The following is an 11,798-nucleotide window of genomic DNA, read 5'->3' on the forward strand; positions in this document are numbered from 1 at the left end:
TGCGCGCGACTGTCCTCACCAGCAGGACAGTGCAAGGCAAACCCGAGGATTGATTGGACTGCAGCACCATTTGGCAAGATCGCCGCTCCAAAACGCGAGAATCGGATGCAAGCCCGCTCCCCCCTTGGTTGTAGGCGGGATCTGGGCGTTCACGAAGCTCGCAATCACTTGAACTTACGGCGTTTGACCTTCCCGCCCGGCGATGCAACCTCGAATTTGCGCGGGGGCGATTTGGGCGAAAGTAAGGAAGTTTCGAGATGAAATTCGTAAAGGTTCTGGCAATTGCTGCCACCCTGGCCACGCCGTTTTCGGCCCATGCCGCGACCGTCACCCAGCAGACAAGTGACATCTTCACGGGCGACGCCGGCAAACTCGGCGGCACCAGGGTAATGATCTTCAACACCACGACCCCCGACCCGCATGATTACATGACGGGACTGGCGGGCGCGTTCCAGCTGCAAAGCCACCTCGACATCGATGGCAATGGCACAATCGGCGATGGCACCAAGGGAGCCTTCGAGAAGTTCATTGGCTTCTGCATCACCCCTTTCACCTATCTGAAGCGCAGCGGCACCTCGCTTGTCGGCGATTACACCCTGCATGATGAAATCACCTCCGGCATCAAGTCGCTCAGCCTCGAACGGCTCAAGATGCTCGGTGCGTTGGCCAAGGGCGCGTGGGACCTGATGGATGACAGCATCGAGAATGCCGTCGCCTTCCAGTTGGCCGCCTGGGAAATCGTCGCCGAGACCAGACCACATCTGAGCGTCTACGAGGTAGGTCCCGCCGACAAGAACTTCCGCGTTCGCGCGCCGAGCAAGTATCTGCAGGCCACCTCGATCGCGACTGCGAATGACTGGCTGTCGAAACTCGGCACAAAGGGGTGGGAGCTGTCGACGGCTGGGCTGAAGATCCTCACCGTTCCGGTCGATACCGCCGGACGAGACACGACGCAGGACCTCATGACCTATGTTCCGCCGGCGCCAGTTCCGCTGCCGGGCGCGCTCGGGATGCTTGCTGCAGGTTTGGCGGCTTTTGCCGCAATAGGGCGGGCGCGGCGGGCCTGATACCCCGAGCCCGATTTCAGACCTGATGAAGGCCCGGCCAAGCCGGGCCTTTTTTCTTGCATCAACTCCCTCTTGAAATCTTTCTTGCCGCCGGGCAGCTTGCTGCAATGATCGACTTCCTCATCATTGGCGGCGGGATCGCCGGCGTTTCGGCGGCAGCGCGCCTGTCGCATCTGGGCAGTGTCGTCTTGCTCGAAGCAGAGCCGGGACTCGCCTATCACACCTCCGGCCGGTCGGCGGCTCTGTATGAACCATGCTATGGCTCTGGAGCTGTTGTCGAACTGACGGTGGCAAGCGGGGAGTATTTCCGGTCCGTGCCAGGACTTCTCTCTCCGCGGGGGATGATGGTTCTCGCACGACCAGACCAGGCGGAGACGTTCCGGAAGGATGTCAGATCCTACAGCCTCGATGTGATCGATGTTCAAGTGGCTGCCGAGCGCGTTCCGGTGATCAACACCGAAGTTGTTTCGCATGCCGCCTGGGCCGACCATGCCTGGGACATAGATACCGACCGTCTGATCCAGAATTTTGCCAGCGAAGCCCGTGCCAATGGCGGGGTCATTGAAACCTCCGCGCCCGTCACGGCCATCCGGCGCGACTCATCTGGTTGGGTGGTCATTACATCAAAAGGCGAGTTTCGCACCCGGCTGCTCGTGAACGCCGCCGGCGCCTGGGCGGACGATCTGGCAAAGATGGCAGGGGTCCCCCCCTTGGGACTTCAGCCGATGCGACGTTCGATCGCCCGCATACCGGCCCCCGGCGGAAATGACCTGCGTTCCTGGCCTATGATGTTCGGGGCGGGCGAGAGCTGGTATGCCAAGCCCGATGCGGGCGCGCTGATCGTCTCGCCTGCCGAAGAGCACCCGATGGATCCGCATGACGCTTGGGCCGACGACATGGTCCTGGCCGAGGGTCTGGCGCGCTACGAAGAGATGGTGACGGAACCGGTGACGCGACTGATCTCGAGCTGGGCCGGCCTGCGCACCTTTTCGCCGGATCGTGTGCTGGTGATCGGACGCGACAAGAGAGAACCGGATTTCTTCTGGTTGGCGGGTCAGGGCGGCTATGGGTTCCAGTCTTCGGCCGCCGCAAGCCAGCTTACGGCAGACCTGATCGGCGGACGGACCTCAGACCTGTCGGCCGCCCTGGTCGATGCGCTCGATCCCGCCCGGTTTGGCTAACACATTCTTTTTTATGCATCCGAATTGATCGAGGTCAATTCAACCCGCGTCGCCTTTCGCTACCTCGGGGCAAAGGAAAGGACGCGACCATGAGCTACAAGCAGAAGATTTCGGAGATGCGCAGCGAACTGCGCGCCATGAACAAGCTGATTCCCGAAGTCGCCAAGGGATTTGCACAGCTCTCGGCGGCGGCCAAGGACAACGGCCCGCTCGGCGTTAAGGAAAAGGAATATGTTGCCCTCGGCATCGCCATCGCCATGCGCTGCGAGCCCTGCATCAATTTCCATGTCGAGGCACTGATGAAATCCGGTGCCACGCGCGAGGAACTTGGCGACATCCTTGCCATGTCGATCCAGATGGGGGGCGGACCGTCGCTGATGTATGCCGCCCATGCGCTGGCCTGCTGGGATGAACTTTCTGCCGCCTGACCCTTCGATCCCCCCGTGACAACCCGCCCCGGTCACGCCAGAAAGCAACCGGACAGACGGGGAATGCGGACATGGCTTGGTTGGGGCGCAAGGCGCTGGTGGCGGCTCTGCTTGTGGTGCTGGCGGGATGCGGTGGCGGCCATCCCACGGGAATCCCCAAGGGATTTGACGACGTTGACCCGACCGAATGGCACGGGCGGAACAAGCCCAGCAACTACGACATCCATGGCATCGACGCCTCGCGCTTCCAGGGCGCCATCGACTTTGACGAGGCAGCCCGCGGCGGCGTGGGCTTCGCCTTCCTAAAGGCCACCGAGGGCGGCGATTTCGCCGATCCGATGTTCCAGACCAACCGCGAGGCTGCTCGGCGTGCTGGCGTGCCGGTTGGCGCCTATCACTTCTACTACTACTGCCGCACAGCTCAGGAGCAGGCCCAGTGGTTCATAGACCATGTTCCGGCAGAACCGGGCGACCTGCCGCCCGTGCTCGACATGGAATGGAACGGCTATTCCCCCTCCTGCCGCCTGCGCCCGCCTCCCGAGACCGTGCGATCCGAAGCGAAGATCTTCCTCGACATGCTGACGGCGCATTACGGCCGCAAGCCGATCATCTACACCTCGATAGACTTCTGGGAAGAGAACGAGATGTGGAAGCTCGGCGATTACCACTTCTGGCTCCGTGCCGTTGCAGGTCATCCGGCAGATGTCTATGGCGGCCACCACCGCTGGACCTTCTGGCAGTATACCGGGACCGGCCGCGCGCCGGGCGTGGACGGGCCGGTTGATCTGAATACCTTCAACGGATCGTCGCGCCAGTGGCGCAAGTGGCTGGAGGCCCATGCGCAGTAGTCAAGGGAGGTGAGCGATGGAATTCGACTCGCAAACCGGCATCTGCCGCTGTGGTCGGCTGGTGATCGAGGTTTCAGCGCCGCCGCTGATGACCGCCGCCTGCCACTGCCGGGGCTGCCAGCGGATGAGCTCCAGTGCCTTTTCCCTAACCGCGATCTTTCCCGCGGCCGCCTTCCATGTGGTGGCCGGAACTCCGGTCAAGGGCGGAGCGCAGGGGCCCGAGCTTGACCACTACTTCTGCCCGGACTGCAAGACCTGGATGTTCACCCGTATCGTCGGGATGGACGACATCGTCAATGTCCGGCCGACCATGTTCGATCGCCCCGACTGGTGCGACCCGTTCATCGAGACGATGACCTCGGCCCGCCTGCCCTGGGCCAGCACCCCGGCCCGCCACAGTTACGCGGCCTTCCCCGAAATGGCGGACTTCCCGGCGCTGTTGCAGGAGTTCGCCAACGAACGCGGCACGCAGGACCCATCCACCTGAGGGCTTTGGGCGCGCCGCTGTCCTTGCCCGCACGAGCGGGTTGCGGCGCGCAGACCAGCTGCCTGCGCAAAGTGGATAGACAGAAGCGCAAGCCGATGTGCCTATGGCGCCGTTGGCCCGTTGCGATTGGAAAAGACATGTTTTGTCTCCGGCATGCTGCCCCGCTGTTCTTGCCTCTGCTGCTTGGGACCACTGCGCTGGCGCAGAGCGCGGCTGAGATCCCGCCTCCAGGTCCGGACGAGCTCTCGTTCTCGATCACCAACATGGACCCGTCGGTCAGCCCCGGAACCGACTTCTATCGCTACGCCTCGGGGGCGTGGCAGGACCGTGTGCAGCGTCCCGAGACGCTGGCAAGCTATGGCATGCTCGACATCATGGGCGAACGGCAGAAGGCGCAGATGAAGGTCGTCCTCGCCCAGGCGGGCGCTGAGGCTGCAACAGCACCCAAGGGCAGCCCTGTCCAGCAGGTCGGCACGCTCTACAACGCCTTCCTTGACACCGCCGCCCGCGACGCCGCCGGCATGAAACCGCTCCAGCCCCAGCTTGACGCCATCGCCGCCATCCAGTCGAACGACGATCTGGTGCGTTACCTGGCGACGTCCTGGATCAACACATCCGCCCCTCCGGCCCTGATCGAACTGAAGCCGGATATCGGTTTCGCGGACAGTTCGCAGTACGTCATGATGGTCTATGCGGGAGCATTCGGCGTTCCCTTCGACGATGTTCTGGCCGAACCGCCGGACGGTCCCCGCCGCTCTGCCTACAAGACCTACCTGACGCAGGTGCTGCAGGTGGCGGGCTATGACCCGACCGAGGCCGCGCGCATGGCGGACCTTGCCACGTCGATCGAATCCGCACTGCAGCCCGGCAAGCTGAACCCGATCGAGGCCAACGAGCCGGTGATGGTCAACAACCCGATCACAGTCGAGGCGATGCAGGCACAGATCCCCGAACTGGACTTGCAACTCTATCTCGACACGATCGGCATTCCTAAGCCCGGCGAGATGAACCTGATGGAGCCGCGCTACTTCGCCGGCCTGTCCAAGGTTCTGCGTGAGCACAGCCTGCAGGACATCAAGGACTACATCACGGTCCTGACCATCGCCGGATATTCGGGTGTCCTGTCTACCGCCTTCGACGAGCCGACGCGCGCTTGGTCTGCCGCTTTGTCGGGCGTGCCCGTCCTGCCCTCGATGGAAGAGCGCGGCCTGGCCCTCGCCGTCGGCGCGCTCGGCCATCCGGTCAGCCAGATCTACGTCAAGGATTTCTTCACCGACGAACAGAAGGCCGGCGCGACCGAATTGATCGGGCAGATTGTTGGGGCCTTCAAGGCGCGCATTCCCACGCGCAACTGGCTGACCGAGGCCACCCGCAGCCAGGCGATGGCCAAGGTCGATGCCCTGACCGTGCGCGTCGGATACCCCGACACCTGGATCGACTTTTCAGGTGTCGAGATCGGCCCCGACCTTGTGACGAACCTCAACGCGACCGCCGCCTTCCAGAACCGCCGGATGCTGGCGAAGTTCGGCAAGCCCGTGGTGCTGGACCAGTTCTCGACCAAGAACACCTATGCCGTCGCCCAGAACGCCGCCTACAATCCGCAATTGAACGGCTTCGAAATTCCCGCCGCGATCCTGCAGGCGCCGATGTACGACCCGGACAAGGACTTCGCCGTGAACGTCTGCCGGATCGGCGCGGTCATCGGCCATGAACTGACCCACGGCTTCGACAGCATGGGGCGCCAGTTCGACGCGCAGGGCAACATCCGTGACTGGTGGACGCCGGCCGATGCAGAGGCCTTTAACCGGCAGGCGCAGAAGCTGATCGATCAGGCCAATGCCTATGAGGTCCTTCCCGGCCTGATGGGCAATGGCACGATCGAGGTCGGCGAGAACATGGCCGATGTCGGCGGCCTGACCCTGGCGATGGATGTCCTGCATCAGCACCTTGCCCAGCATCCGGACCAGAACGTCAAGATCGACGGCCTGACCCCCGAGCAGCGCTGCTTTCTGTCATGGGCGCAGCTGTGGACGACCAAGAGCTCTGACGAGTTCCTGCGCCTCATCATCGCCAACGATCCGCACCCGCCGGGGCCCTACCGGGCAGTCGCCGCACCCCAGAACCTCGACGCCTTCTATCAGGCCTTCGGGATCAAGGACGGCGATCCGATGTGGCTGCAACCCGAGAAACGGGTTCAGGCCTGGTGAAAGGCAAAAGCCGGGGCGACTGACCCCGGCATTCCCGGGCAATGGCCTCAATGCTGTTCAACTTTGATCGCTATTGGGGCAGGTCCAATCCAGAGCCGTCAATGGCCTGTTGTGCCGCAGCAATGGGACCGAATTTGCAGCGATGAAAGTCCACGGCGGCATGCGCATCGCTTCAGAGCGACGTCGCACCACGCCGCAAAAGTGCCATCGTGTCCAGTCAGAATAGCGACATGCAAACCGACACGCGCAGCGCGCTTCGAATTCAGGACATCACGCTCTCGCCGCTAAAGCGCGCCGCCGAATGGCTTCTGTTACTCGGCGTCCTGTCGATTTTGATTGCCATCCTTTTGGCGTTCCCGGCGATCTTCTATGCAGGGGGCGCCAAGTCACGGGTAGGCGCGTTCATGGATCGTGCCGACTACACCGGGCTAAGCATCGTGTTGCTCGGCACGTTCTGGTGGCTGACCACCGCCGTCCTTTCCGAAAGGCAGGCCCATGATCCTGCCCAGCCGGAAAGCGCTCGCGCCGTGAACCAGAGAATCGGCCGAGTCTTCATTTTGGTCCCGGTGACCACGTACATGATTGCCTACGCAACCGTTGCTTTGATCTTTCCTGCAGCCGAAATGGCCTTTCTCGGACGCACGATCCATCTCCCGATGAAGGTCGAGTCTGTCTGGTGGGCCAGGGATCGCGATTGCCATTACAAAGCACGGGTTCATATCCCGGGGTTCCCGGATATGACGGAGTTCTGTCTCTCCCCCACTCTGTTCCGAGCATACCATCCCGCGGACACGTTGGTGGCAAGCATCCGCGTTCATGACACGCTCTACGTGATCCGGGGGATGAATTGGGCGGCCGATGCAAGCACAGGAGCCGGTGCCGACGAGACTCTCCCGCCGGAATTCGCCGCCTTCGTCCTTCACCGCGCATTGGCCAAAGCGGCCACGGCTCACTCGGCCCGTGATCCGGAAAAATGAAAAGGGGCCGCGAGGCCCCAATTTCTTGACTCTACATACGGAATGCATACGGAAATCATACGATTTTCATATGCCCGTCTGTCAGCCATCCACCCGGATGCGGGCGTTCGTCGGGTCGAAGGGGCTGTCCTCGACCACCTCGGCATTCCACAGCTCGCGCAGCATCCTGACCTGCAGCTTCTGCCCCACCTGCGCCAGGTCCGGGCGGACATAGCCCATGCCGATCTGCTTGCCGAACGCCACCGAATAGCCGCCCGACGTGAGGCGCCCGATCTTCTCGCCGTTCAGCACCAGCGCCTCCTTGCCCCAAGGGTCGGCATCAGCCGGGCCGTCGATCAGCACCGTCACGCATTTGGCGCGGATGCCGGTATCGATCATCGCCTGCTTGCCGGTGAAATCCTTGGAAAGATCGATGAATCTGTCCAGGCCCCCTTCCAGCGGCGTCGCATCCCGGCCCAGTTCGTTGCCGAAGGCGCGGTAGGATTTCTCCTGCCGCAGCCAGTTCTGCGCCCGTGCTCCGACCAGCTTCAGCCCGTGCTTCTCGCCCGCCGCCATCAACTGGTCCCAGAGGTAGTTCTGCATCTCGATCGGGTGATGGAGTTCCCAGCCCAACTCGCCCGTATAGGCCACGCGGATCGCGTTGACCGGGCACATGCCCAGCTCGATCTTGCGCGCCGACAGCCACGGAAAGCGCTTGTTGCCCAGCACCGTCTCGGGATCGGCGTCCTTGACGATCTCCTTCAGGATCGCGCGCGAAGTCGGCCCGGCGATGGCGTAAACGCCCCACTGGGTGGTGACATCGTGGATGTCGATGTAACCGCCACCCGCCGCCATGAAGTCATCGGCTGATTTCTGGAGGAAATCATAGTCATAGGCCGTCCAGGCTCCAGCAGAGACGAGGTAGTATTCGTTCTCCTTCAGCCGGACGATGGTGTACTCCGTGCGCACCGTGCCGTGTTCGGTCAGAGCATAGGTCAGGTTGATACGGCCCACGCCCGGCAGCTTGTTGCAGGTGAACTTGTCGAGGAAAGCCGTCGCCCCCGGGCCACGCAGCAGGTGCTTGGTGAAGGCCGAAGCGTTGATGAGTCCGGCGGTCTTGCGGATCGCCTGCGCTTCCAGCACCGCGTATTCCCACCAGCCACCGCGGCGGAAGGACCGCGAGTTGTGGTCGTCGAACCCGATCGGCGCGTAGTAGTTCGGCCGTTCCCAGCCGTTCACCTGCCCGAACTGCGCGCCCGCCGCCTTTTCGCGGTCATAGGAGGGCGAGGTGCGCAGCGGCCGGCAGGCCTCACGCTCTTCGTCCGGGTGGTGCAGGATGAAGACGTGGTCGTAGCATTCCTCGTTCTTGCGCGCGGCATACTCGGTCGTCATCCAGTTGCCGTAGCGCTTGGGGTCGAGCGAAGCCATGTCGATCTCGGCCTCGCCCTGCGTCATCAGCTGGGCAAGGTAATAGCCGGTACCGCCCGCCGCGGTGATGCCGAAGCTGAAGCCTTCTGCCAGCCACATGTTGCGCAAACCCGGCGCCGGGCCGACCAGCGGGTTGCCATCGGGGGTGTAGCAGATCGGGCCGTTGAAATCGTCCTTCAGACCGGCGGTCTCGGACGACGGGATACGGTGGATCATGCTCATGTATTCCGCCTCGATCCGTTCCAGATCGAGCGGGAAGAGGTCGGCGCGGAACGACTCCGGCACGTCGTAGAGGAAGCGCGCAGGCGCGCCCTTCTCATAGGGGCCAAGGATCCAGCCGCCACGTTCCTCGCGGACATACCACTTGGCGTCGGCGTCGCGCAGGACAGGGTGCTGCGGGTTGGTCTTGCGCCATTCGACCAGCGCCGGATCGGGCTCGGTCACGATGTACTGGTGCTCGACCGGGATCGCCGGGATCTTGATGCCGAGGAGCCGCGCCGTGCGCTGCGCGTGGTTGCCGGTGGCGGTCACGACATGCTCGGCGGTGATGTCGAAGGTCTCCTCGCCCGGAACCAGCATGCCGCCCTTCTCGACCATCCGCGAGCAGGACACGATCCATTCCGACCCGGTCCAGCGATAGCCGTTGACCTGAACCTTCCGTTCGATCGTCGCGCCAAGCTGGCGCGCACCCTTGGCCATCGCCTGAGTGACGTCGGCCGGGTTGATGTAGCCGTCCTGCGGATGGAACAGCGCGCCCTTCAGGTCCTCGGTCCGCACCAGCGGCCAGCGGTCCTTGATCTCCTTGGGCGACAGGAACTCGTGATAGACGCCCGCAGTCTCGGCCACGCTCGAATAGAGCATGTATTCGTCCATCCGCGCATCGGTCTGGGCCATGCGCAGGTTGCCCACGACGTAGAAGCCGGGGTTCAGGCCCGTCTCGGCCTCGAGTCCCTTGTAGAAGTCCACCGAGTACTTGTGGATGTGGGTCGTGGCGTAGCTCATGTTGAACAGCGGCAGAAGGCCCGCCGCATGCCAGGTCGAGCCGGACGTCAGTTCGTCCCGCTCGATCAGCATCGTGTCCCAGCCCGCCTTCGCGAGGTGGTAGGCGATGCCGGTTCCGACCGCACCGCCGCCGACGACCAGTGCTTTGACATGGGTTTTCATGGGCAGACTCCGTCCCGAAAGATTTGGCCCATAGATGCCCGATCGTGCCGCCAGCGGGCAAGGTGCGCCGACCTTTGGCGTCCGAAAACGACATGTGCGACATGTCGCAGCCGGAGCTTGACCGGTTAGCTCGCGGCGGATAGCCCAACGGAATGACGCTGCGCCGATCCCCGCCTGATTTGCTCAACCGCCTCGTTCTGGCGGCGATGATGGCCATGATGACGGCTGCAGCGCTTCTGCCCGCCGGCTGGATGCCGCACCGCTCATCGGCCGAGATGCTGACACTGGTCCTCTGCACGCCGGATGGCCCAGAGGAAGTGCAGATGCCGCTTTCGGGCGACACGGCACCTTCCGAGGATCAATCGTCACCGCAGACCTGCGTCTGGGCTCTCGCTCAAGCTTTGGCGCTAGTGCCCGACCTGCCCGCGGTTCCTGCGGCGCCCGAAGTCATCGCACCTGCGCCGACTGACACCGCATGGCATGATCTCGTGCCGAATGCCCCTCCGGAAACACCTACGGCCAGAGGCCCCCCGTTCGTCGCCTGATTTCGACCCTTTTCACGAAATCTCGCAGGAGACCTCTGATGGACAACGTCCAATCCCAGGCCGCCAATCTGGCGCGCCCCAATCGTCATTACTTCACTGCCTGGCGCTGGCACTTCTATGCCGGGCTCTACGTCATCCCGTTCCTGCTGGTGCTGGCCACGACCGGCCTTGTCATGCTGTGGATCAGTGCAACGACAGAACTGAATGGCGAACGCGGTTTTGTCACCCCGAAGGGCAGCCCGCTTGCGGTCTCTGCCCAGCAGGCCGTGGCCGAGGCTGCCATCCCCGGTGGCGCGGCCAGCCAGTACATCGAACCGCTTGGCCCAGATCGCGTTGCCGTCTTCAAGGTCGATGCGGGCGAGGAATCAATGACAGTCGTGATCGACCCCTATAGCGGCGCGGTCGTCGAGACCTTCCCTTGGCGCGCCGGCTGGTACGACTTCGCCAACGACATCCACGGCAGCCTTTTGATCGGAGACTTCGGTGATCGTCTGATCGAGACGGCCGCCAGCCTCGGTGTGCTCCTTGTGGTCACCGGCATCTATCTGCACTGGCCACGCAACGGCTCGGGCAACCCCTTCGCTCCCAGGCTTGCGGCGCGGGGGCGTGCCTGGTGGAAATCACTGCACGGTGTCGTCGGCTGGTGGATGTCACTGGTGATGCTCGTCTTCTTCGTGTCCGGCCTCAGTTGGGCCGGCATCTGGGGCGACAAGTTCGTTCAGGCCTGGAGCACCTTCCCGGCCGAGAAGTGGGATGCCGTGCCGCTGTCGGACAAGACCCATGCCGACATGAACCACGGTGCGTCAAAGGAAGTGCCATGGGCATTGGAAAAGACGCCGATGCCCGAGTCCGGCTCTCTGGCCGGTCAACCGGCGGTGGCCGCCCCCGCGACTTTCGATGATGTCGTCGGTTTTGCCCGGGCACTTGGCTTCGCCGGACGCTTCCAGGTCAACATGCCGGCGGGCGAGGAAGGGGTCTGGACCATCAGCCATGACTCCATGTCGAACGATGGTCACGATCCGTGGGGTGACCGGACGATCCATATCGACCAGTACACTGGCAACATTCTGGCCGACGTGCGTTATGCCGACTACTCGACCTATGCCAAGATGATGGCCTGGGGCGTGGCCTTCCACGAAGGCGACATGGGGATCTGGAACCTTGCACTGAACACGCTGTTCTGCCTGTCGATGATCTTCCTGCCGATCTCTGGCGTGGTCCTGTGGTGGAAGCGGCGCCCTGAAGGCGCGGCGCGCATTGGCGCCCCGCCTCGCCCGCAAGACATGACGCTTTGGAAAGGCGCATTGGTGATCGTTCTGGCGGTCGGCGCCATGTTTCCGCTGGCGGGCATCGCCATGCTGGCTGTGGTTGCCATCGATGCGCTTATGCTGCGGTTTGCTCCAGGGCTGCGCCGCGCCCTGAATTGAAAGCGAAAGGCGCGGCGATTGACGCCGCGCCTTTCGATCTCTTTTTCTCTGTCGACGTCC

At 63.2% G+C, this 11,798-nt stretch carries 10 protein-coding genes; 9 read left to right on the top strand and 1 reads right to left on the bottom strand.

Translation table 11 applies throughout. The features are described from left to right. The first annotated feature begins 257 nt into the window (after positions 1–257). From L0V05_RS17170 to L0V05_RS17200, 7 genes are all read left to right on the top strand, one after another. Positions 258–1,067 carry a hypothetical protein gene (locus L0V05_RS17170; protein ID WP_234872662.1) on the top strand — a complete coding sequence of 270 codons (810 nt, stop codon included), beginning with the start codon at positions 258–260 and terminating at the stop codon, positions 1,065–1,067. A gap of 107 nt (positions 1,068–1,174) precedes the next feature. Further along, a complete protein-coding gene (locus tag L0V05_RS17175) occupies positions 1,175–2,248 on the top strand; it encodes an NAD(P)/FAD-dependent oxidoreductase (protein ID WP_234872664.1) in 1,074 nt (357 codons plus the stop codon). 89 nt (positions 2,249–2,337) lie between these two features. Beyond that, complete coding sequence (locus tag L0V05_RS17180; protein WP_234872666.1) at positions 2,338–2,676, top strand: carboxymuconolactone decarboxylase family protein; 339 nt, start codon at positions 2,338–2,340, stop codon at positions 2,674–2,676. An 80-nt stretch (positions 2,677–2,756) separates the two neighbouring features. Next, positions 2,757–3,524 carry a glycoside hydrolase family 25 protein gene (locus tag L0V05_RS17185; RefSeq protein ID WP_406565989.1) on the top strand — a complete coding sequence of 256 codons (768 nt, stop codon included), beginning with the start codon at positions 2,757–2,759 and terminating at the stop codon, positions 3,522–3,524. Between the two features lie 16 nt (positions 3,525–3,540). Beyond that, on the top strand, positions 3,541–4,011 hold the full coding sequence (locus L0V05_RS17190; RefSeq protein ID WP_234872671.1) for a GFA family protein: 471 nt from the start codon (positions 3,541–3,543) through the stop codon (positions 4,009–4,011). A 137-nt stretch (positions 4,012–4,148) separates the two neighbouring features. Beyond that, positions 4,149–6,218 (top strand): M13 family metallopeptidase, encoded by a 2,070-nt coding sequence (locus tag L0V05_RS17195; protein ID WP_234872674.1) that lies wholly within the window; start codon positions 4,149–4,151, stop codon positions 6,216–6,218. A gap of 230 nt (positions 6,219–6,448) precedes the next feature. After that, complete coding sequence (locus tag L0V05_RS17200; protein WP_234872677.1) at positions 6,449–7,195, top strand: hypothetical protein; 747 nt, start codon at positions 6,449–6,451, stop codon at positions 7,193–7,195. Between the two features lie 81 nt (positions 7,196–7,276). Here the strand turns inward: L0V05_RS17200 and L0V05_RS17205 are convergent, their stop codons facing one another. Beyond that, a complete protein-coding gene (locus L0V05_RS17205) occupies positions 7,277–9,766 on the bottom strand; it encodes a GcvT family protein (protein ID WP_234872679.1) in 2,490 nt (829 codons plus the stop codon). 152 nt (positions 9,767–9,918) lie between these two features. On the opposite strand from L0V05_RS17205, the gene L0V05_RS17210 reads away from it, so the two are divergent. Further along, positions 9,919–10,311: a DUF2946 family protein gene (locus L0V05_RS17210; protein WP_234872681.1), complete on the top strand. Its 393-nt coding sequence runs from the start codon at positions 9,919–9,921 to the stop codon at positions 10,309–10,311. Between the two features lie 38 nt (positions 10,312–10,349). After that, a complete protein-coding gene (locus L0V05_RS17215; RefSeq protein WP_234872683.1) occupies positions 10,350–11,738 on the top strand; it encodes a PepSY-associated TM helix domain-containing protein in 1,389 nt (462 codons plus the stop codon). The last annotated feature ends 60 nt before the right edge of the window (positions 11,739–11,798 follow it).

It is taken from the genome of Alitabrizicola rongguiensis (assembly GCF_021491355.1).
Taxonomy (GTDB): domain Bacteria; phylum Pseudomonadota; class Alphaproteobacteria; order Rhodobacterales; family Rhodobacteraceae; genus Aliitabrizicola; species Aliitabrizicola rongguiensis.

Bases quoted from the DNA above. Each gene is read 5' to 3' on its own strand.
- L0V05_RS17170 (WP_234872662.1), top strand. From the start codon at position 258: ATGAAATTCGTAAAGGTTCTGGCAATTGCTGCCACCCTGGCCACGCCG.
- L0V05_RS17175 (WP_234872664.1), top strand. From the start codon at position 1,175: ATGATCGACTTCCTCATCATTGGCGGCGGGATCGCCGGCGTTTCGGCG.
- L0V05_RS17180 (WP_234872666.1), top strand. From the start codon at position 2,338: ATGAGCTACAAGCAGAAGATTTCGGAGATGCGCAGCGAACTGCGCGCC.
- L0V05_RS17190 (WP_234872671.1), top strand. From the start codon at position 3,541: ATGGAATTCGACTCGCAAACCGGCATCTGCCGCTGTGGTCGGCTGGTG.
- L0V05_RS17195 (WP_234872674.1), top strand. From the start codon at position 4,149: ATGTTTTGTCTCCGGCATGCTGCCCCGCTGTTCTTGCCTCTGCTGCTT.
- L0V05_RS17200 (WP_234872677.1), top strand. From the start codon at position 6,449: ATGCAAACCGACACGCGCAGCGCGCTTCGAATTCAGGACATCACGCTC.
- L0V05_RS17205 (WP_234872679.1), bottom strand. From the start codon at position 9,766: ATGAAAACCCATGTCAAAGCACTGGTCGTCGGCGGCGGTGCGGTCGGA.
- L0V05_RS17210 (WP_234872681.1), top strand. From the start codon at position 9,919: ATGACGCTGCGCCGATCCCCGCCTGATTTGCTCAACCGCCTCGTTCTG.
- L0V05_RS17215 (WP_234872683.1), top strand. From the start codon at position 10,350: ATGGACAACGTCCAATCCCAGGCCGCCAATCTGGCGCGCCCCAATCGT.